The 21611-nt window shown below is 35.4% G+C and carries 17 protein-coding genes; 5 read left to right on the top strand and 12 right to left on the bottom strand.

What is annotated here, in order from left to right:
• Window positions 1-59: 59 nt before the first annotated feature.
• Together RRY75_RS02425 and RRY75_RS02420 are read right to left on the bottom strand one after the other, a co-directional pair.
• Window positions 60-1589 (bottom strand): alkaline phosphatase, encoded by a 1530-nt coding sequence (locus RRY75_RS02425; RefSeq protein ID WP_332492184.1) that lies wholly within the window; start codon window positions 1587-1589, stop codon window positions 60-62.
• A 318-nt stretch (window positions 1590-1907) separates the two neighbouring features.
• Window positions 1908-2540 carry a pentapeptide repeat-containing protein gene (locus RRY75_RS02420; protein ID WP_332492182.1) on the bottom strand — a complete coding sequence of 211 codons (633 nt, stop codon included), beginning with the start codon at window positions 2538-2540 and terminating at the stop codon, window positions 1908-1910.
• 447 nt (window positions 2541-2987) lie between these two features.
• On the opposite strand from RRY75_RS02420, the gene RRY75_RS02415 reads away from it, so the two are divergent.
• Window positions 2988-3929, top strand: a complete 942-nt coding sequence (locus RRY75_RS02415; RefSeq protein WP_332527735.1) for a 2-hydroxyacid dehydrogenase — start codon at window positions 2988-2990, stop codon at window positions 3927-3929.
• On the opposite strand, the gene RRY75_RS02410 is transcribed toward RRY75_RS02415, so the two are convergent.
• From RRY75_RS02410 to RRY75_RS02395, 4 genes are all read right to left on the bottom strand, one after another.
• The gene (locus RRY75_RS02410) at window positions 3922-6060 is read right to left on the bottom strand and encodes a DUF4129 domain-containing transglutaminase family protein (RefSeq protein WP_332527736.1); all 2139 of its coding nucleotides are present in this window, start codon (window positions 6058-6060) and stop codon (window positions 3922-3924) included. The genes RRY75_RS02415 and RRY75_RS02410 overlap by 8 nt on opposite strands.
• Before the next feature lie 10 nt (window positions 6061-6070).
• Window positions 6071-7273 (bottom strand): DUF58 domain-containing protein, encoded by a 1203-nt coding sequence (locus RRY75_RS02405; protein ID WP_332527737.1) that lies wholly within the window; start codon window positions 7271-7273, stop codon window positions 6071-6073.
• Complete coding sequence (locus RRY75_RS02400; RefSeq protein ID WP_332492175.1) at window positions 7260-8216, bottom strand: AAA family ATPase; 957 nt, start codon at window positions 8214-8216, stop codon at window positions 7260-7262. Before RRY75_RS02400 ends, RRY75_RS02405 begins: the two co-directional genes overlap by 14 nt.
• 204 nt (window positions 8217-8420) lie before the next feature.
• Window positions 8421-8672, bottom strand: a complete 252-nt coding sequence (locus tag RRY75_RS02395; RefSeq protein WP_332492173.1) for a hypothetical protein — start codon at window positions 8670-8672, stop codon at window positions 8421-8423.
• Between the two features lie 382 nt (window positions 8673-9054).
• Here RRY75_RS02395 and RRY75_RS02390 point away from each other — a divergent pair, with 382 nt between their 5' ends.
• On the top strand, window positions 9055-9567 hold the full coding sequence (locus tag RRY75_RS02390; protein ID WP_332492172.1) for a hypothetical protein: 513 nt from the start codon (window positions 9055-9057) through the stop codon (window positions 9565-9567).
• 41 nt (window positions 9568-9608) lie between these two features.
• On the opposite strand, the gene RRY75_RS02385 is transcribed toward RRY75_RS02390, so the two are convergent.
• Window positions 9609-10052, bottom strand: coding sequence for a GNAT family N-acetyltransferase (locus tag RRY75_RS02385; RefSeq protein WP_332492170.1), 444 nt, complete (start codon window positions 10050-10052; stop codon window positions 9609-9611).
• A gap of 174 nt (window positions 10053-10226) precedes the next feature.
• Here RRY75_RS02385 and RRY75_RS02380 point away from each other — a divergent pair, with 174 nt between their 5' ends.
• Window positions 10227-11561 (top strand): MATE family efflux transporter, encoded by a 1335-nt coding sequence (locus RRY75_RS02380; protein WP_332492168.1) that lies wholly within the window; start codon window positions 10227-10229, stop codon window positions 11559-11561.
• 319 nt (window positions 11562-11880) lie between these two features.
• Here RRY75_RS02380 and RRY75_RS02375 read toward each other — a convergent pair whose 3' ends face one another.
• Both RRY75_RS02375 and RRY75_RS02370 read right to left on the bottom strand, forming a co-directional pair.
• On the bottom strand, window positions 11881-13392 hold the full coding sequence (locus tag RRY75_RS02375) for a UDP-glucose--hexose-1-phosphate uridylyltransferase (RefSeq protein ID WP_332492166.1): 1512 nt from the start codon (window positions 13390-13392) through the stop codon (window positions 11881-11883).
• Between the two features lie 24 nt (window positions 13393-13416).
• Entirely contained in the window at window positions 13417-14577 is a 1161-nt protein-coding gene (locus RRY75_RS02370) for a galactokinase (protein ID WP_332527739.1), read from the bottom strand.
• Window positions 14578-14874: 297 nt separating this feature from the next.
• Here RRY75_RS02370 and RRY75_RS02365 point away from each other — a divergent pair, with 297 nt between their 5' ends.
• Window positions 14875-17412, top strand: a complete 2538-nt coding sequence (locus RRY75_RS02365; RefSeq protein ID WP_332492162.1) for a beta-N-acetylglucosaminidase domain-containing protein — start codon at window positions 14875-14877, stop codon at window positions 17410-17412.
• A gap of 19 nt (window positions 17413-17431) precedes the next feature.
• Window positions 17432-18469: an aldose epimerase family protein gene (locus RRY75_RS02360; protein WP_332492160.1), complete on the top strand. Its 1038-nt coding sequence runs from the start codon at window positions 17432-17434 to the stop codon at window positions 18467-18469.
• A 93-nt stretch (window positions 18470-18562) separates the two neighbouring features.
• On the opposite strand, the gene RRY75_RS02355 is transcribed toward RRY75_RS02360, so the two are convergent.
• From RRY75_RS02355 to RRY75_RS02345, 3 genes are all read right to left on the bottom strand, one after another.
• A complete protein-coding gene (locus RRY75_RS02355; protein WP_332492158.1) occupies window positions 18563-19561 on the bottom strand; it encodes a LacI family DNA-binding transcriptional regulator in 999 nt (332 codons plus the stop codon).
• Between the two features lie 124 nt (window positions 19562-19685).
• Window positions 19686-20720 (bottom strand): carbohydrate ABC transporter permease, encoded by a 1035-nt coding sequence (locus RRY75_RS02350; protein WP_332492156.1) that lies wholly within the window; start codon window positions 20718-20720, stop codon window positions 19686-19688.
• Window positions 20710-21609 carry a carbohydrate ABC transporter permease gene (locus tag RRY75_RS02345; protein ID WP_332492154.1) on the bottom strand — a complete coding sequence of 300 codons (900 nt, stop codon included), beginning with the start codon at window positions 21607-21609 and terminating at the stop codon, window positions 20710-20712. Before RRY75_RS02345 ends, RRY75_RS02350 begins: the two co-directional genes overlap by 11 nt.
• Between the last annotated feature and the right edge of the window lie 2 nt (window positions 21610-21611).

The raw sequence follows: 21611 nt of genomic DNA, 5'->3' as shown, positions 1-21611 counted from the left end.
GTACTCTCATCTCTTACTTAACCTATAACTTTATCTTGTTCTAGTATTTATTAACCTAACTATTTAAGCCCACAGATCTCTACAAGTTTATGGAAGATATCTGTATTATCATAAGCTCCATTAAAGAGTTCTTGACCTTGACCCATAGCATAGACTGGAACTGGTACACCTGTATGTGAATATGAAGTCCAGCCAATACCTGCTTTGTTATTTAAGATATGTGTAAGTGTAACACTAAGTGGCTCATACCCTCCGTATAATACACCTGCTTCTTCGTCCTTAGAACGATCCGCTGTTGCCTTCATTGTTTCATTGAAAGCTTTTTCTAGCTTATTGTATTCATAATCTGTCATAACCATCTCCGGATTTTTACTTGCATCTTTATCCTTAGAAGTTATAAGACCAAAGTTTTCTTTAATCGTTGGAAGGAGGTCTTCAACTTTTGCATCTTTTGCATTTGTTGATGCTTTGTAATCTGCAATAAGCTTATCAAACTCTACATAACTCATTTCTTGATTTTCTAACATATTGAAAGCTGTATTGTAACCTGTTGTAGAGTATCCAATAGTCATTCCACCTGTTTCATGGTCACCTGTTACAAGGATTAATGTTTCTTCTGGATGTTTGCTTGCAAAGTCTATAGCCACTTGAACTGCTTCATCAAGAGCTATAACATCCCCAATGTTTGCTCTTGCATCGTTGGCATGACCTGCCCAGTCAATTTTTCCACCTTCAACCATCATAAAGAAACCATCTTCATTGTCTAATACTTCAATTCCTTTTTTCACAAAATCTTTAAGCTGTAAATCACCTTTTTCAGTATCTACTGCATAATTCATTGACTGTGAGTCTTGAAGCTCTGGACTAATTGCATAGACTTTCCCAGAATCTTTGTTTAGCGCTTTAATTTCTTCTGCTGTATCTGCAATTGTATAGCCATTCTCTTCTATAATTTTAAAAGCATCTGCTTGGTCATTGTCTTTACCTGTTGGCTGTGCTAAAGAACCTCCACCAAAGTAGTCAAAATCACTTTCTGCAAGTTGTAATGCAATGTTGTACATATTACTTCTAGATACTTCATGTGCATAGAAAGCAGCTGGTGTAGCATGGTCAATAGATACACTACTTACAACACCAATTTTATAACCATCTTTTTTGAGTTTTTCTGTAATACTCTCAGGTTTTGTTTGCTTATCAGCATTGTAGCCGATTACCCCACTGTGCGTTTTAACTCCACTTGAAATAGCAGTAGCTGTTGATGCTGAGTCTGGACAAAAAGATGTTGAATCTTGAGTCGTTGCTGACCCAACTACGGGGAAGCTACTTACTGCAAGCTTACCAAGGTTAATGCCTCCTTGTTCTGTAACACCTTTGTACACTTGTGCTGCATTAAGTTGTACATAAGACATTCCATCTCCAATAAAAGTGAAAATATATTTAGGTTTATTGTATTTAACTTGTTGGGTGTTGGCAGCAACCGCGCTCACAAGCGGTGTTGAACTTGCTTGCATTGTTGTAAATCCTGCAATTGATGAACCTATAATAGCCATTCCTACTAACGCTATAACAAATTTTTTAGTTAATTTCATACTTAATCCCCTTTTATTATTATCTTTTTCATCTACAATTCAAATAATAAATTAGAAAGGTTAAATCCCCATTGGACAAATATTAGAATTTTATTAAATTTACGTTAAATAGTTTCTCCATATTTTATCATTCGCTAAGCAAAGGGCCTCACATACTTCATACCTATAATTTCCTATGATTAAGAGGCTATCTCTCAATTCTAAAAGGAAGTCTCTGTCATAAATCATTCTATACGAATAAGAGCTCTAAAACTAATGTACATCTTAGTTTTAGAGCTCTTATTCGTATAGAAATTTTTCTTTATAAAACGCTTGGTTTTATAAGAATCCTGCTTCTTTATAAGTTTGAAGCACTTTAGTCAAATAGCTCAATGTACAAAATTCTTTATCTAAACGTGGTTTCATAATTTTAAAGCCACGGATAAGAGCCTTTTCATCATAATGCTCAAGGAGACGCATAATGCTTAAATTATTGATTTCTCCTTCTTTAGTATCTAAGACACGTGAATTTTTTACAAACTCATTTTCCATAGTATCTAAGATAGCAGTTTTTAACTCTTCACTCATCTCAAGTTCTGGCATTGTTTCATAAACTGTAATCCCTGAATTTTTAAGGTCTAAGTTGTTAGCTACGCTTAAATCTGTACTTAAAAATACAGTATTTTTAAAAGTAGCTCCTGCAAAGTCTGCACCATTTAAGTTAGCCCCTTCAAAGATAGCATCTTCAAATTTAGCATTTTTGAATCTTACCTTTTTGCAGTTTGTTCCTACAAATTCAGTTGATTTAAAAGAACATTTATAGAAGTTACACCCTTTTAAGTGTGCCCCTCTAAGACTTGCAAAGTCAAAATTAGAACCTGAAAAATCTACGTCGAAACAGTTACTTCTTTTTAAATTATTATACATAAAGTTCTTATTAAGCTTTTGTGTATTCTTAAAATTAATAGCCATATGTCCTCCAACTAAAACTAAATAGCTTAGTTTCTCATTTATTTTCTTCTTATACTATATAGGATAATCCAATAAAGTCAATAAAAAAAGGGGCAATGATTCCTTCTGCAACCATAGCACCATAGAAAATAATACAGTTGCTAAGAAGTAGTATATTAATACAACAACTAACCAGAAATTAGTCGCTAAAGTTTCTGGTGTTAATCTAGCAAGTAATCCTGCTGGACCTGTCATAAATACTGTCCCTACTAATACTAAAAGTACAAAGGGGACTGTTATACAACAGCCCCCTTTGTAGTGCTTCACTCTTAAAAGATTTAGTCGTACCAGAACTAAACACTTCCATTCTTTAGTATTCCTTATTATGTTTAAAATAATCATATTTGTTTGACTTTCTTCCAAATCCTTTTTAATATAAAGTTAATCTATATAAAAGGGGTGTTAAAAATGAAGTTAGTCATCATTGAACCATTAGGCGTAAAAGAAGATAAGCTCCTGACGCTAGCACAAGCTACTTTAGGACAAGATTTAGAAGTTGTGTATTATGATACCCGTACTACTGACTCTGAAGAACTCATTGCTCGTGGTAAGAATGCTGATATTATTGCCGTTTCTAACTTACCATTATCTCGTGTAGTCATTGAAGGATGCCCTAACCTAAAGCTTTTAGCCGTTGCTTTTACAGGGGTTGATCATATCGCACTAGATGCTTGTAGAGAACGTGCTATTACGGTTTGCAACTGTTGTGGCTACTCTAATGCTGCTGTTACAGACTTAGTCTTTGGTATGATTGTCAGCCTTTATCGTAACCTTATTCCTTGTAATGAAGTAGTACGCAACCATGGCACCAAAGATGGCCTAGTAGGATTTGAACTAGAAGGCAAGAAATTTGGCATTGTTGGAACAGGTGCTATCGGGATGCGTGTTGCAAAAGTTGCAGCTGCCTTTGGCTGTGAAGTCTATGCTTATAGCCGTACTGTCAAAGAAACACCTGATGTCACTTATACCGATTTAGATACACTCCTAAAAACCTGTGACATCGTCTCTTTACATGTTCCCCTTACACCTGCCACGACTCACTTAATTAATACTGAAAAACTTGCACTTATACAACCTCATGCTGTCCTTATTAATACAGCCCGTGGTCCAGTTGTAGATACAAAGGCACTTGCAGATGCCCTTTCCAACCATCAAATTGCTGGTGCTGGCATCGACGTATTCGACGTTGAACCTCCTGTTCCTTCTGACCATCCTCTCTTTGGTGCACCTAACGTGATTGTCACACCACATATTGCTTTTGCAACAGTAGAAGCTTTGGAAAAACGTGCTGTTATTATGTTAGATAATATTAAGCACTACTTAGAAGGTTCACCTCAAAATATTATTTAGACTTTTTTAAGGATGCATGAAATTCATGCATCTTCTTTTTTTGCCATTCTGCTATATCATGGTTACTATACCTAGCTGCTAAATAGAGCTTTGTAATCTCTTCAAAAGTTACTGTTTCTAACTTCAAAGTTGCATCCACTCTTCTTGCAAACATCAATTCTGTCTCACCTTGTTCAAACTTAAATCCCTTTTTCTTGAGTTTTTCACAATGGGCTTTATATCTATATATTATATAAGTACGAGGTGCCATATGCTTCAATCGATATTTCCTATAACCTACGATGCTCAGGATAATCCCCCCAATAAGTAGACCTATTCTCATACCTATAAGCTGAAGCTTTTCATAGCCATTGGAGCTTACCCCATTACTTCCTCCTTTAACCATATCTTCTATTTGCGTAGTCATTACTTCTTGCATTCCATAAAGATTCTCTTGATTCCCTATATTATTTTGTTGCAGTACACTTTGGTACGTGGCAGTAGGCTCAAACAACAACCACCCAAACCCTTCAAAATAAACTTCTACCCATGCATGGGCCTGTTTACTTGTAATCTTATAAGTACTTGTGCCTGGTTCATAAGCTTCAGGTGTTACATAGCCTTCTACATATCGACTAGGCAATCCTATACACCTTGTTAACACCGCCATAGCTGTAGCAAAATACGTACAATAACCTTCTCTTTTTTCAAATAAAAAGGTATCTACAAAATCCTTTCGTCTACTATGGTCTCCTGGCGTTAATGTATACGTATAATTTTGTGCCAAATAAGCCTCTATAGCACTCACTTTATCATAGTCTGACTCATAGTTTTCCGTTATCTTATCAGCTAATGCACTTACTCTATCAGGCAAACTTTCGGGAAGCTTTGTATACATTTCATTGATCTGTTCTGCACGATCTTCTAACTTTTCTAGCATTTCCCAACTTACTTGGTGAGTACCTCCTAAGTCTTTATATTGAGTATACAGACCTTTTTCACTTTTTCTCATAAGATCCTTAAATGCTTTTGAATTATATTGAGGTGTATAGCCATGCACACTATAGGAAAATCCACTTCCATAGGGACTACTTAAAAACAAAGTATCTTCATGCTTTTGATAAAGCTCTTCTGTATTTTGAGATAAGGCTAAATTAATACTTTTAGTGGGCATAAAAAGTGATTGGGTAAGTACATTCCTAAATGTAACTCGGTAAAGTTGATTAAGGTAGAACTGCTCTTGTCTCCACCCTCCCAAAAGCTCTATTCCATTTAGCATTTCGAGTGTATCTACAAACTCATAATTAGCTATATCTTGAAGTGTAGACCCCTCATTTACATTAGTCCAAGCACTCCCTGTATAAATAGATTTTGTATCCGCCTTCAAGTAGGTTTCTCTTGTCGTAGTTACTTCTAAAATTTCTTCATCTCCTAATACCCTATCTCCACCAAGTACCCCAGTATATGGGTAGTATTTACTATATCCATACCCTATATTATTTTCTTTATTATCTAACAATCTATGTAGTGCTGTAAACTGAAGGGGTACTAAGCTTGCGCTCAATAACGCAATGCCTATTGTAATGCTACAAAAATATAAAGTAATTTTCATATAACTCTGATTCAGCTTATAACTTTTCTCTTCTTCTTTAGAGAGTTGTAAGTAGTAATCATAGAAAAAATACAGAAGTGACATCACAATAAACAGAATAAGTCCACTCTCTATAGAATGAAGCTCCTTAAATAAAATCCAACCATATAGCACACTACCTATAAGTAACAAACTCATTCTTTTAAAAAACTTAGCTGTTAATAGATACACAACTAGAGCTATACAGATTAAAATAAATAACTCTTTTTGATTTATTTTTAAATATGTAAAAATAGGTTGTACTTTATAGGCCCACTTCTCTTCTCCTCTTAAATAAAAGAGTACCCCTATGCCTATGCCCCCTAGTCCTACACTTGTAAAAAATGAATAGTACTGACACCACAAGAGGTTGCAAATTACTTCAACACATCCTACGACACCTATTATAAACATATATTTTATAGGTAATCCCAATAAGTAAAATATGGCTATCCCCAAACTTACACCCATCCCTGTTGTAAGTAGTATATATGTACATTTATTCAAAAAGCTCTGCTTCATCCTTATCCTCCTAGCTATTTAGAATTTGGCTAAGCTCCTCTCCAACGCCGATTGCATAATAAACAACACCCAGTTTAATCAATGCCCTCCGAATAATCTCCCTCGTTTCTAATACTTTTGTCTCCTCTTCCCCAAGGCTAACTAGTATGATAATCACGTGATTTCCTACCTCTACCAGCTTATTAATTTGATCATACAATGAAAAATCTAGCTCACTTGTAATGCCTACACAATAGCCCTTACCTTCTTCCATTGTAGGCAGCCTGCCTACTACCTCACTAAACGGTATAGATTTCTCAAACTTTATCTTAAATAATTTCTCATAAAGCTCTTCAAAGTGGGACCTATTGTGTGCAGCATATAGCCTCATCTGCTCTTGAAAATACCCAAAAGAAGTATGAATATCATGCCCTAAACAATAGTATAATACAGCTATGACACACTCTATCATCTGATCTTCTAATACGGTGCGATTCTCTATATCAAGTGAACCTCTTTGCATCAAATCTAGTAACACATACACTTTAGCTTGCATTGTCGAATCTTCATTTTTAACCATAATAGATTGCTGTTTAGCACTAAGTTTCCAGTGTACTTTTCGCATACTATCCCCATAGACATACTCTCGTACATCCGATGTCAAATTCCCCATTCCCCATCTACCATTAGCAATAGCCTCTGACTCCTCTATTCTATTGGGGTAAACAGGAAACCTCTCAAGAACTACAACTCTTGGATACACTGTGACAACCTTAGGCTCCATAACTTTATAAGATAGTCGTATTAATCCTAAAAAGTCTAAAATATTTACCTTATGGATTCCTATCTCATAATACCCCCTGTATTTACACTCTATTTCGTAAGCAAAAGTTTTTTGACTTCTAGCAGGTACATATATTTTCTTTGTCTTAAAGTCCTTCATGAAAACACTATGCATGCCATAAAACTCTACTTCTAAATTGGGATAGAAAAAAGGTGTCTCATTCCATGTACTAAACTCAAATCTTACCTTATCACCTTTGGTCAAAAACTTTTTATCAAGAGACTGAGTATAAGTAAACTTAGAGTAAATCCACCAAACATGGACAATTGAAAGTAACATTAGAAAAATAAGTGTATAGGCCACTAAAGAAGCGGCTGTACTGGGTTTAACATAGCAAATCCCAAGACTTAGCCCCAAAACCCCCACATAAATCACTCTACTTTTTATCATAATCTTTGATCCTTGGTAAATTTATATTTTTCAAAATATACAAAATGATTTCTTCTGAGGTCACTTGTCTAAGTTTGGCTTCATGGCGCAAAGTAAGTCGATGCTTTAATATATATGGTGCCATCTTTATGACATCATCTGGAATCACATAATCTCGCCCCTCATAAAAAGCCCATCCTTGAGCTGCTCTTAATATATTTAAAGACCCTCTGGGGCTTGCACCTAGAAGCACTTCGTCTTGCTTACGCGTTCTACTTACTATATCTACAATTAAACGGTTAATACCTTCATGAACATAAACCTTTTGTATCTCATCTTGAACTGCAAGCACTTCCTCTACAGTTGCCACTGCTTTTAATGTATAAAGAGGATTCGTCTCTTTAAAGCGAGTGAGCATAGCAACCTCACTTTCATAGCCTGGATAACCAATGCTTAGCTTCATAAAAAATCTATCCAATTGGGCCTCTGGTAATGGAAATGTGCCTAAGTGTTCTACTGGATTTTGTGTTGCCATGACCATAAAAGGTTTTGGCATCTCATATGTTTTACCGTCTACAGTAATCTGCCCTTCTTCCATCACCTCTAACAAACTAGATTGAGTCTTAGGCGGTGTCCGGTTAATTTCATCTGCCAAAATAAATTGACTAATCAACGCGCCTTTTTGATACTCAAATATGCCGAGTTTCGGATTGTACATAGAAAATCCTACAAGGTCAGATGGTAACACATCTGGTGTAAATTGAATTCTGTTAAATGTCCCTTCTATCGTTTTTGACAGTGCGCCTACAAGCGTTGTCTTTCCTACCCCTGGGACATCTTCTAACAGAATATGCCCTTTGCACATTAAGGTTAATACAACCATCTCTATTGCTTCACGCTTACCTAACATCACTTGCTCAATATTTCCTACAATTCTTTCCATAACTTCTTGATTTGTTTTCATAGTTCTCCCCTCATGCCTATATGTTCAATACTAAGTTGTAGATAAGCTACTCTATATGGTGAAAAATGGACTATCTCCTTTAATTGTAGTTGTCGAATTTATTGTTTGTCAAAGTAAATATGCAGATTAATCTAAATTCGTTATTATAGTCAAAACAAATGTCTAGATAAGCATTATACCTAGACCTTCCTTGTGTAAAACTACCTATTTATTTTTTTTATATACAAAATACACAACAATAAACCCTGCTATCACAACAATTATACCTATCATGAAATTACTATTTGAAGTTTGCTCCCACAAGCTAGAATCCATAGACTTAGATTCTACTTGTTCCTCTTGTTCTTTTCGCTTTGTTATCTGATTATACAGCACGCCAAGTATAGCATATTCGTCATTGTCCCACTTCTTAGCCCCAGTAATGCAACTATTTCTTGGCTCTTTTGACTTCTCCACACCAACATCCCTTCTGGCGTAATCAAATATTCTTTTACAAAGTTTAGCGCCTGTTCAAAAAGCTCTTGATTATCCTCTTCCACTAGATAATACATATAAAGGCCTTGGGATTCCGAAAGCACTTGTTACCCTTATGCTTTATTTTCATGTATACTTTCACAACCTACTAGGCTCGAAATTACAACCATAGCCATTAATAAATTTTTTCTCATTCTTTATTCCTATCTATTTTGTTTAATCTTCTTTTTTCTAGTATGAGTTAATTCTCAGGAATAAATTTATCAATTATAAAGAAACCTTAAGAAAATGACTGCTTGAACTTAAGAAATATTCTATACTATAGAATTATAAGATATTGATTATTTATGGGAGGTTTTAAATTATGGAGAAAAATCGATTTCTAACATTGGCATTTGGATTCATTCCTGGGGCTGGACATATGTATTTAGGGCTTATGAAAAAGGGCGTCTTACTTATGGCAAGTTTTGGACTTGCACTGAGCCTAGCCGACTTTCTACACTTAGGATTCCTTAGCTTTATTGCACCAATCATCTGGTTTTACTGTTTCTTTGACACCTTGACACTTTCTCACTTTGGCCCTAGCGAGCGCGCCCTTGATGAAGAAGACTTTATAGATAAAACTAAACAAGTCCTTCATTATGAGTGGAAAGACTTTTTTATTAAATACCGCATTCCTTGTGGTACAGTGGCACTTATTTTAGGCATCTACGCACTCTTATCTAACTTTGTTGCACCTTTCCTACATCGTTTGGGGAGCCATTACACAAGTTTAACCAGTATCTTCTTCAACATTCCTACCGCTATTTTAAGCATTGGCTTTATAATAGGTGGACTTTACCTACTTAGCCGTCACCACTCTGAAGAAAAAGAATAAATTACATAAAAATAGGGACTGCTACACTATTGTAACAGTCCCTATTTTTGTATTTTCTTTCCCATCAAAACCATCTCTTGAATTTCTTTGTATTGTCTTCTTGTATAATAACCTTGTGTATCCTCTGCTCTGCAAGTGAGTAATACAATTTCATCAATTCCCTTATGCTTTAAGTGTTCTTCAAATTCATTTAAAAGTTGAGTACCTAATCCACCTCCACTAACTGCAGGATCTGTACAGAACTCTTTGATTTCAAACTTAAGGCCATCATAAAACTGCTCTTCATATCCTAAAATCATTCCTACTAACTGTTCCTTTTCATAGGCTACTAAGCCATAACTAGCTTCATGACTCATCATGCTAGAAAGTCTTTTAGTAGCTGTCTCTACTGTCCACTGATCATTCCATGGTGGTGCATTAAATGCCCTCATATATATGGCGGCCACTTGGTCTAAATGGGCTTTGGTAAGTCTTTCAAATCGCATATTTTATACGCTCCTTCTCTTGTCTATCTCTAACCTGAATCCTATCTAAAAGGTTTCCCTTTGTCAATCTTTTTTTATTGATTATTTAGTATATAAAGTCATTGCATTCTTAATAGTGAAGAATTAGAATAGATAGGTCAGTTCAATTTCATTTATATACATAAGGAGTTTCATATGAATCTTTCACATTCACTTAAACAATCTGTATGGAAAAGTTATGTCAGCTACTTACTTCCCACCGTCATTGGTATGGTCACCTATAGCCTGTATTGCCTGGCTGATGTTTTATTTGTCTCTCTAGGTGAAGGAAGTAACGGACTTGCAGCACTTAATATTTCACTACCTATTTTTACGATTTATTCTGCTCTAGCTATTTTAATTGGTGTAGGTGCCTCTATCACTATAGGTGTCTTAAAAGGAGAAGGAAACCAAGCTGATGCCAATAAAGCCTTTACAATGGCAATGGGTACTATTCTTATTTTAGGTATTTTACTCACCATTTTTAGTGTGCTCTTTACTAAAGAATTAGCCCTCCTCCTCGGTGCAGATGCGTCTATCATGGAAGGTGTTATTGCTTATTTAAAACCTATCTGCTATGGTGTTTTATTCTATATGTTTACAGGTGCTTTAACTGTCCTAGTACGTGCAGATGGTAATCCTAAACTTGTTATGCTAGCTGGTATGGTAGGTAATGTAATTAACATTATCCTAGATTATATTTTCATTATTCCTTTAGGTTGGGGTACCTTTGGCGCTGCTTTTGCTACAGCTATTGGCTTTACTATTAGTATGTGTATCTTATTACTACACTTTGTTTACAAAAAAAATTCAATCTATTTAACCAAAGATTGTATCAACATGTCTTTATATATCCGTATGATTAAAAATGGAATTGGTGCTAGCCTACTCGAGATTTCCACAGGTGTCACCATTTTCCTAATCAATTTAGCATTGATAGAAGTAAGCGGCGCAACCGCTGTTGCCATTTTTAGTGTCATCTCAAATATCGCATTCATTGCAAAAGGCCTCTTTGGTGGTATGGCTCAAGCTAGTCAACCTATTATTAGTGTCAACTTTGGGCTTAAGAATTTTCCTGTTGTCAAGCTTGCCCATTCCTATGCCATGTGGGTTGCAGGAGGTGCTGGACTCCTTTCCTTTATTATCCTAGATGTATTCTCTCATCCTATCATTAGTAGTTTAGTTGCTAATGACCCAGCTGTTATCTCACAAGGTGCACACGCTATTCGTCTATACTTCTTCGCTTTTGCTTTTACCGGATTTAATACAGTCCTTATGTACTATTTCCAATCTATAGAATGCTCATTTTATTCTACTGTAATGGCATTTATACGAGGTATTGCCCTCATCTTCATCCTAGTCCTTATTCTTCCTCGCTTCTTAGGAGAATCTGGCATTTGGCTTGTATTTCCTATTACAGAACTTATTACTTTTGCCATTTTCTTTGGTATTAAGCAACTTCGTATTAATCAACAACTTACAGGTGCATAAATGTCCTATGTAAATAGAGACTTTATAAGCACCTAAGCCTGCAAAGTGATACCCTCTTATAGATTCCACCTTCAGGTACTGTCCATGATACATGCCCTTGCGCATCCCTTTCATCCAAAGATTCCTGTGGGTAAACGCTTACACCTGAGAACACCTGCAGCAAGCACTTTACGTTTGTATTTTCCAAAAGTTTAATCTAGCACCGTTTATGCGAGTGACCATATTTGCCAAACAACATATTCAAATGCACTATATAGTAAAAGAGGGTTATAGACTAAACTGATTTTAGCCTATAACCCTCTTTTGCTAACCTATTTATTTAAGATTCTAGTACGCCCCCGCAGGTTTCAATAAATCGTTTAAACCCTATAAGGCCTGCTGTATCTAATTTATAGACACCTGCATCCTCTAAGACTCTTACAAACTTATCTCCAAGAGCTTGCCTAATATAGCTTTCTACATCTTGCCCAGTGTAAGTATCTTTAAGTTGTGCTGCCCATGCTTGGTGATTCTCGGCAACTTCAGCCACATCACCTACTACATACTTTTTCACATCTTCAAGTTCTGTTAAAAGACGACCTGGCAAAATAGCCAGACCCATTACTTCAATAAGACCTATGTTTTCTTTTTTAATGTGTTGTACATCTTCATGTGGATGGAATATTCCTAGAGGATGTGCTTCAGTTGTACGATTATTACGTAGTACTAATCGCATCACATAGTGGTCACCTTCACGCTTACAAATTGGTGTAATCGTGTTATGTGGTGTGTCTTGTGTGTATGCTAAAATATCACAGCTCTCATCACTATAATCTCTCCAAAGTTCCAATATCTCATGACTACATGCAGCTAACGCTTCTACTGAATCAGATACTAATTCAATGGTAGAAAGTGGCCAGTTTACAACTTTTCCTTGAATTTGCTCATACTTTGGTAAAGTAAACTCAAACAATGTTGTTGCATGATCCATAGGGAACACATGATTCCCACCTTGATAATGCTCATGAGATAGAATAGATCCACCTACAATAGGTAAATCTGCATTGGACCCAATAAAGTAGTGTGGAAACTGAGTTGTAAAGTCTAATAAGTTATAAAATGTATTGGCTGTAATCTGCATTGGTGTATGCGTATCAGATAATACGATACAGTGTTCATTATAATACAGATATGGAGAATATTGCATAAGCCAAGACTTTTGATTAAGCTCTACACGAATCATACGATGATTTGCACGATCTGGATGCTTAATTGTCCCTTCGTATCCTTCATTTTCCTGACAAAGTAGACACATTGGGTAGTTACTACTTGGTGCTAATCTTTCTAATGCTATTTGCTTAGGATCTTTTTCTGGCTTAGAGAGATTAATTGTAATTTGAATTTCACCATAAGGTGACTGTATATTGAACTGATTATTTTTAGCAAGTTGTTTAACTTTTATGTAAGTAGAGAGTTGACTCAATTCATAAAAATATTTCGTTGCATTTCTTGGGTCTTCATTATAAAGACTAAAGAATTTCGCATTCACACCAGATGGTTTATCTAAAAACAAGTCCATTATTCCACTAATAAAGCGGTCACGTGCAGGCACGTTGCCCTCTATTAAGTTTTTTTCTAGTGCAACTTCTACAAGTTGTTCTAAAACTTCGTATGCATCACTTTTTGATGTACAAGAAAGTATATAATAATCTTCTTTAAATAAAGCTAAAAGTCTATTACGGATGTAAATAGCGTCCATTTCTTCAATCAAATGATTTTTAATGTTGAGTTCTATTAACCTATCAATAAGTCCACATAGTCGCTCACTTAAAGTAAGTGTTTTTATTTTCATCTTTACATCCCCCTTTATTATTTACTAAATACGAATAGGACCATCACCGATTGTTGCTACAAAAAATGATGCTGCATATCCTATCTCTTCTTCATATTTTTTGCCTACTACTTCAATGAAGTTGTCTACACATCCATTTTCTACAAGAGCAATACTACAGCCACCAAATCCAGCACCTGTCATACGTGCACCAAGTACACCTTCTACTCCCCAAGCTGCTTCTACTAAAGCATCAAGCTCTGTACCTGTTACTTCATAATCTTTGCATAAAGACTCATGTGAACCATTTAAAAGCTTTCCAAGTTGAACTAAGTCCCCTGCTTGAAGTGCTACAGTTGCTTGTTTCACTCTCATATTTTCTGTAATAACGTGATGCACACGACGATACTCTACTTCGCTTAAAAGGGCTTTATGTGCCTCTAATATTTCTAAACTCACTTCACATAAATTGCTTGCATCACATACTGTTTGAAGTTTAGCTAAAGCAGCTTCACATTCACTACGACGCTCGTTGTACTTAGAATCTGCTAACTCACGACGTTTGTTTGTATTCATAATAACAATACTATGCTTTTCTAATTGTAGAGGATGGTATGAATATTCTAAGGTGTTGCAATCTAGTAAAATAACTTGATTTTTTTTACCAAGTGAAATAGCAAATTGATCCATAATTCCACTATTTACACCAATATATTCATTTTCTACCTTTTTCCCAAGTAAAGCCGCTTCTACTGGAGTAATACTTAAGCTAAATAAGTCCTTAAAAATAGTGGTACAGAGCATTTCTAAAGAAGCTGATGAAGATAGACCTGAACCATTTGGAATATTTCCATAAACAACTATATTGAAACCGTGATTAAGTTCATATCCTTCTTCTAATAAAACTTTTGCTACCCCTTTAACATAATTGACCCAATTATGTTCTTTGTTATAAGTTAAGTCATCTAGACTAAATCCTATTACACCAAGGTTTTCAAAATTCATAGAATACGCTTGCACCATTTTGTCATTGCGCTTACTTACTAATGCATATGTTCCAAGTGTAATGGGGCAAGGAAATACTAAACCACCATTATAATCAATATGTTCGCCTATTATATTGATACGTCCTGGAGCAAAATATTTAGTTTCATACTCCTGTTGAAAAACTTGATTAAATTTTAAATGCATTTCTTCAAAATTCATCTTTTCTATCTCCTAGTAATTTTTTTACTAATATAATATCATATATTTACTAAAAAAACTATGTCTAAATCTTATACTTTTTTCATTTCTCATTTAGTAAAAAATATTTTTAAATCAAGAGTACGAAGTTCTATTATTTGTCTTTACTCCTTATATTTCATACACTTTTTACAAATTACTTACTCTATTTATAGTTATTATAAATAAATTATAAAAAGTACATGAAAAAAAGTAAAAAATATAGTAAAATATTAATAGTAATTCAATAAAAATATTATATAAAAGCGAGGTTACAGTATGTGTAATACTTATACTATTTTTCCAGTTCCACAAAATGTGGTATACGGATCCAACTTATTATCACTTACAAAAACAATTTCCATCGTGCAAGATGCGACACCAAAAACTGCAACGCTAAACAAGTTAGAAGAAATACTTATTCATGCTGGATTTGAAGTTGATTATGCAGCAGCACCTACTTTAGGTCAAACAACTATTACCTTTAAAGATCAAACTACTGCATCTTGTGCAGCAGCACTTAACAAAACAGAAGGGTACACACTTTCTATTGCTGGTGATGCAACTTGCACCATTACTATTGCTGGTTGTGATGCAGATGGCTTACACTATGGTGTTATGACACTTGGCAAAATTCTTACTCAAATGGAAAGCAATACCCTGCAAACTTTAACCCTTACTGACTATCCTGAGATTCTTTATAGAGGTTACATAGAAGGATTCTACGGTTTCCCTTGGAGTCACGAAGACCGCAAAGACTTAATGGTATTTGGTGGTGAACATAAACTTAATACTTATATTTACGCACCTAAAGATGATCCTTACCACAGAAGTCACTGGAGAGAGTTTTACCCAGCAGATAAAGCTGCTGAAATTGCTGAGCTTGCTGCATGTGGACATGCTAACAACTTAAACTTTGTATGGACTATCCATCCCGGAGACTCTATTGATTTAGACTCTGAATCCGACTTCCAATCTACTATTGCTAAGCTTGAACAACTCTACACACTTGGTGTACGACAATTTGGTATACTCTTTGATGATATCGGCGGTTACCCAGATGGTGCTCAACAAGCACGTTATATCAACCGTGTGGATACAGAATTCGTTAAAGCCCATGGAGATATCCGCCCACTTATCACTGTTGGCACAAGATACTGTGAAGCATGGGGCCCTTCTATGGAGAAATATTTCAAACCGTTTGTAGCGCTCCTTCATGATGACGTAGAAATCATGTGGACTGGTTCTGCTACTATGTCTAATATTGCCAAAGAACAGTTTGATGCACCTAAGCGTGAAATTGGTACAGACAAAAACTTATCTGTTTGGTGGAACTACCCAGTAAATGACTACTGTGATGCAAAACTTCTTATGGGTAAAATCGATGTTTTAAACCCAGATGTAGACAACATCAATGGATTCTTCTCAAATCCTATGAATCAAGCTCAAGCTTCTAAACAAGCACTTTTCTGTATTGCAGATCATAACTGGAACACAGATGTCTTTAATGCTGAACTTAGCTTTGTTCACTCTTTCAAAGCCATTGCACCAGAAGTTGCCGAAGATCTTCAAATCTTTGCTTCTAACTGTTGTTACGTAAAAGAAGATGGTGGAAAAAGTGGTGCTTTCCTCTTCGATGAATCTTGGTACTTAAGAGATGATATCACTGCCCTTACTACAGCATTAGATAATGGAACAGACATTACTATACCTGCTACAAATCTTGCCAACGCATTTGATAAAATGGCTAAAGCTGTAGAAAATATTAATACTGACTGTAAAAATGCACAGCTTTTAGCAGAACTTAGCCCATTCTTAGATGCTACACTTTTAATGGGTGCAGCTGGTGTAAACATTATGGAAGCACTTCTTGCCTTAAAATCAAATGACATTCGTCTTATGGAATTGAAAAATGAAGTAGCACTCAGACAGCTTGAAGACATGGAAGAATGCAAAGTTCTTCGTCTTAAAGATGGTGCTGAAAGATACTTTACTGTAGATGTAGGTACACTTCTTGTGAAACCATTCTTACAAGAAACTCTTAAAAAATCTGCAATCTTAGCTGGCACTGAAACAGCACCACTTTACTTAGACTACTCTATGAACAATATTGCTCTTGTTTCTTCTGGTGTAACTGCAACTGCATCTGATGAGCCAAATGATGGTCAAGAACCAACAAAAGCAATTGATGGTACAATTAAGAGTGGAAAATGGTGTTCTAGAGCTTATAGACCACACTTAACTCTTGATTTACAAGAGATAAAAAACATTAAACAATACCGTATCATTAACTGTGGGCATCCAGAAGCTGGTGAAACAAGAATTTGGAATACAAAGGAATTACAAATCTTAGCAAGTACAGATGGCGAAACCTTCACTCTTATTGATGAGGTTCAAGATAATACAGCTGATATCATCAATAGAATGTTATTTTCACCAACAGATGCAAGATTCATTCGTCTACAAATTATTGAACCAGCTCAAATCAGTATTAATGGTGGTGGTCACACTAGAATTTATGCATTTGAACTATTTGAAGAAGGTTATCCAGAGCAATCTAGAAAAGTTCAACCTTCTGAGATAGAAATCACTGCAGATAACAAAGTTGTCATCCGTAATATAGATAAAGGCGATATCATCAACCTTTACACAAGCTTAGAAGGTTCTACTGCACATATGATTTCCGAAGAAGCAACCGATGGGCAACAACTTGTTACTTTTGAAAATGTTACCCTTAGCGACTTCAATACTAGAATTTTCGTAGAACGTACAGCTAAAAACTATCTTCCAAGTGTTCGCACTTCTAAAGGATTCTAAGAGAAAGTCTGGTATACATATGTCTATTACTATAGAAGCTATTCAATTAGGAGCAAAACAAGTCAAAAAAATAACTTTTTCTAATCAGTCTGGAATGGTTATTGAATGTTTAAACCTCGGAGGTATCATTACAAAAATTATGGTACCTGACCGAAGTGGCAACTTAGAAAATGTAGTATTAGCTTATAAGAATCTTGAAGATTATTTGGTTAATCCTGCATTCTTTGGTGCTTTAGTAGGTCGCACAGCTGGTCGCATTTATAAAGGTCACGCTACTATTGGAAATCACACTTATCAACTTACCCCTTCTCAAGGTGATCATACTTTGCATGGTGGTCTTGAAGGTTTTGATAAAAAACTTTGGAATGTTGAATCCTTTCACACTTCAGACTCTGCTGGTGTTCATCTCTCTTCCTTCAGTCCTGATGGAGAAGAAGGTTACCCTGGTAATTTGAAAGTTCAAGTTACCTATACACTTACTGAAAACAACATTTTTGAAATCAATTATGAGGCACAATGCGATCAAGATACTTTAGTTAACTTAACAAACCATTCCTATTTTAACTTATCTGGTTATGAAAAGGAAAATATTGCCAATCATATTTTGCAAGTGCGTAGCGACCAAGTTGCAGCGCTAGATAACACCAATATCCCAACAGGACAATTGTTAAATATTAAAGCACATCCAATCTTTGACTTTAACACCCCTCGTAGTCTTGGTACTCATATTGATGATGCCTTTATGGCACCTCAACGTGGTTATGACCACCCTTGGATATTGACATCTGATATAAAGCCTTGTGCTAGCCTCTATCACGAAGCTACTGGACGTTTAATGGTTGTCTCAACGAATCAACCTGCTTTAGTCCTGTATACTATGAACTTTGCAGATCCACTCATACTAGAAAATGATACCTTAGCCTCTCCACGTAGAGCCATTTGTTTTGAAACACAAAACCTACCTATTGGCTATAATGAATGTTTCAAAGAAGGCAGCCTACTCAAAAAAGGCGAACCCTATAAAGCATCTACTCAATTTAAATTCTGCATCAAATAGAAGAAGGAAGGGGATACTCCCCTTCCTTCTTCTATTTACTTCTTACTTTTTAAATTTTACTGTATTTTATTACTTACAAAGTAAAACCTACTATTATTTTATACGCTTCGTACTCTCTCTTATAACCAACTTATTAGAAACAATAATTTTTTTACTAATACTACTTCCTTTTTCAATTTGATCTACAAGCATCTGAATACCTGTTTCACCCATAGCCTCTGGATAAATTTTTACTGTTGTAAGCGCTGGACTTAGGAATTGAGCTGTTTGAATATCATTGAATCCTACAATGCTCATATCATTAGGTATACTAAGTCCCTTTTCATTGATAGCGCGATACGCACCTATTGCCATACTATCACTTGCAACAAAACAAGCGGTTGGACGATCATCTTTTGAAAGCAGTTCTTTCATAAGGGTATACCCATCTTGCAGGGTAAAACTCCCTTTGCTTACCCACTCCGGATGATACTCTAGGTTGATAAACATATATTGTATATAAGTTTTTTCCCTAGCATCTTCAATTACTTTTTCTCCGTTATTAATGCGCTCTTGGCCACCAATGTAAGCAATATGCGTATGCCCAAGTTCTCTCAAATGTTCAAGTGCTGCTACCGTTCCATGTTCATAGTCTGTGGTCACACAATCATATTTATTGTAGGCATCAATATAGTCAACGATAACAATATTTTTACTCAATGCCTCTAACTTGTTAATTTCATTCTCTCCGAATTTTCCAATGCCAATAATTCCATCGATATCCTTGTATTCTCTAATGTGTTGAATACTATCAATCGTCTTATATGCACAGCCTTTTTCTTGGCACTTCTTTTCAGCTGCTAAACGTATCGCTAAGTAATAAGGATCATTAAGCTCTTGTTCTTGAGTATACCAATTTAATATGCCTATTGTATATTTATGATTTTTACTTTTTCTCACTCGTAAAGTAGTATAGTTAAGTTCTTCTGCCGTCTCAAATACTTTTTGCTTAGTCGTTTCTGATACATTGAGCGTGTCATCATAGTTAAGTACTCTTGACACTGTTGTAATGGATACACCCGCTTTATCAGCAATTTCTTTTATAGTGGCCATCTTATCCTCCTTTTTATTCTTCCTGAATCAATGCTATATGCAATCATAACATTTTTGTGTAGTATCTGACAAGATTTATTTTACTAAAAAAAGCCACAGACTAAATGAGTCTGTGGCATATCTTTTATCCAACAATACCAGATCTTTCGAGACTTTCTACCAAATGTCTTTGTACGATAAAGTATACAATGATAAGTGGAATTAAGAATAATAGAAGTGCTGCTTGTCTTGTTGCATCAAATGTGAGCTGACTAGTTAAGAACACATTGAATTGGTCAAACAGTATACTATTAATTTTTTCCCTTTGTTCTGGCCCAAATAAACGTTGTAGCACAACACTTAAATATGGTCCGTCTGGATGGAAGTAGTTTGTATAGTAAACATCTCCGTAGTTCCATACGAATGAAAGGACACCAACTGTCATAATTGGAGGCATTGCATTGGGGAACATGATTTTGAAGTATGTACGGTAGAAACCACAACCATCAATTACAGCTGCTTCTTCGAACTCAGCTGGCATTGTAATGAAGAACTGTCTAAAGATGAAAATAAAGAGTCCTTGTTTTACGCCAAAACCTAAGAAGGCTAAAATATAAAGAACGTATGGTTGGTTAATCAAATCTATCGTAGAACCATTTAATAATGTAATAAGACCAAATATGTCAAATTGTTTAAAATGGAGGTATTGAGAAATTAATAACGCTTGTGGTGGTACTAAGAATGTAAGTACTACTAAAGCAAAGATTATATTTCTTCCTTTAAAGTCAATTCTCGCAAGAGAATATCCTGCCATAGCACTCATAAATACTTGAATAAGCGCTATACTTAAAGCATAGAGAAGTGAAATACCAAGTCCCATAATACTTCCACCCATTGCAATCTTAAAGGCTGCTTTAAAGCTTAGAAGTGAAAACTCTTTTGGAATCCAGATAACATCTGGGTTACCTAAGTCTGACATCTCCCCAACAACTAGTGGGAAAAGTTTTAACATAGGATAGAGGATTACGAAACATAATCCTGCTATTAGAGAATAGAAACAAATCTTATAACCAATACCCATCGCTTCCTTCTTAATTCGGTAGCCATCCCATGGTATCTTTGCACTTTTCAATTCCCTTGCTTTTACAAATCTATTGTTATAAGTTCCTTTATTTTCCATAATCTAGTTTCACCACCTTCTTCAAGAACCAGCTAATAACTACAAGTAATACAACTGCATTAAGAATAAAGACAATAGAAAGTGCAGAACCTACACCAATCTTACTCTTCACAAACGCAAAGTTATGAATTTCTTTTGTTACTGGAGAACTTAAGAACAGCTCAACAAGTGTGTAGATTGCTACGAAAAATATAATGTTTGCTGTTGATGGAATTGTTACTTTCCAGAATGTTTCATATGTAGTTGCCCCTTCGATTTTTGCTACTTCATAAAGAGCTGGACTAATAGATTGAAGTCCTGCTAAGAAGATTAAGGTCTGTACCCCTGATTTTGTAATCAGTGCAAAAATACCTGTAATCGTCTGTTGGATAAACATAACTATCTCTGGTGGCAATCCAGTAAACTGTAGAATAGATTCTGCAAAGGAAGTCTCTGCAAATACTGCTGTTGTAGCTGTTTGAGTCATCATACCTGTATCAATATTCATCATAGCTACAACAACGTCTAAACCAAGTATAATTGGTAAGAAGAAAACAATACGTACAATCGCTCTTCCTGGGAACTTCGCATTGATAATTAATGCTAAGAACAAGGAGAAAATTAAAGTAAGTGGTACATTAACCAATATTTTTTGATTTTCTTCTACAAGTAATCGTAATACTTGGGCATTCGTTGTCGTAACCTCTGTCTTAAACAGATCTACATAGTTTTGCATACCTGAGAATACTAAATTCATTCCCCCAGCTTGACCAACTGATACCTGGTTAAAAGAATAAATCGTTGTATTTATAATAGGTATTGCAAAGAATGTAATAAATCCGATTATCCAAGGCAAGATAAAAATAAAGCCATGTATTTTTCTCTTTGTTGAATATTTTAATGCTCTCATTT

The organism is Niameybacter sp., assembly GCF_036655075.1.
Classification (GTDB): Bacteria; Bacillota; Clostridia; order Lachnospirales; family Cellulosilyticaceae; genus Holtiella.
The sequence above is the reverse complement of the archived record's forward strand: the minus strand, read 5'-3'. Positions and strand labels throughout refer to the sequence as shown.

Bases quoted from the DNA above. Each gene is read 5' to 3' on its own strand.
- RRY75_RS02345 (WP_332492154.1), bottom strand. From the start codon at position 21,609: ATGAGAGCATTAAAATATTCAACAAAGAGAAAAATACATGGCTTTATT.
- RRY75_RS02405 (WP_332527737.1), bottom strand. From the start codon at position 7,273: ATGATAAAAAGTAGAGTGATTTATGTGGGGGTTTTGGGGCTAAGTCTT.
- RRY75_RS02400 (WP_332492175.1), bottom strand. From the start codon at position 8,216: ATGAAAACAAATCAAGAAGTTATGGAAAGAATTGTAGGAAATATTGAG.
- RRY75_RS02420 (WP_332492182.1), bottom strand. From the start codon at position 2,540: ATGGCTATTAATTTTAAGAATACACAAAAGCTTAATAAGAACTTTATG.
- RRY75_RS02350 (WP_332492156.1), bottom strand. From the start codon at position 20,720: ATGGAAAATAAAGGAACTTATAACAATAGATTTGTAAAAGCAAGGGAA.
- RRY75_RS02415 (WP_332527735.1), top strand. From the start codon at position 2,988: ATGAAGTTAGTCATCATTGAACCATTAGGCGTAAAAGAAGATAAGCTC.
- RRY75_RS02425 (WP_332492184.1), bottom strand. From the start codon at position 1,589: ATGAAATTAACTAAAAAATTTGTTATAGCGTTAGTAGGAATGGCTATT.
- RRY75_RS02365 (WP_332492162.1), top strand. From the start codon at position 14,875: ATGTGTAATACTTATACTATTTTTCCAGTTCCACAAAATGTGGTATAC.
- RRY75_RS02385 (WP_332492170.1), bottom strand. From the start codon at position 10,052: ATGCGATTTGAAAGACTTACCAAAGCCCATTTAGACCAAGTGGCCGCC.
- RRY75_RS02355 (WP_332492158.1), bottom strand. From the start codon at position 19,561: ATGGCCACTATAAAAGAAATTGCTGATAAAGCGGGTGTATCCATTACA.
- RRY75_RS02380 (WP_332492168.1), top strand. From the start codon at position 10,227: ATGAATCTTTCACATTCACTTAAACAATCTGTATGGAAAAGTTATGTC.
- RRY75_RS02370 (WP_332527739.1), bottom strand. From the start codon at position 14,577: ATGAATTTTGAAGAAATGCATTTAAAATTTAATCAAGTTTTTCAACAG.
- RRY75_RS02375 (WP_332492166.1), bottom strand. From the start codon at position 13,392: ATGAAAATAAAAACACTTACTTTAAGTGAGCGACTATGTGGACTTATT.
- RRY75_RS02360 (WP_332492160.1), top strand. From the start codon at position 17,432: ATGTCTATTACTATAGAAGCTATTCAATTAGGAGCAAAACAAGTCAAA.
- RRY75_RS02410 (WP_332527736.1), bottom strand. From the start codon at position 6,060: ATGAAGCAGAGCTTTTTGAATAAATGTACATATATACTACTTACAACA.
- RRY75_RS02390 (WP_332492172.1), top strand. From the start codon at position 9,055: ATGGAGAAAAATCGATTTCTAACATTGGCATTTGGATTCATTCCTGGG.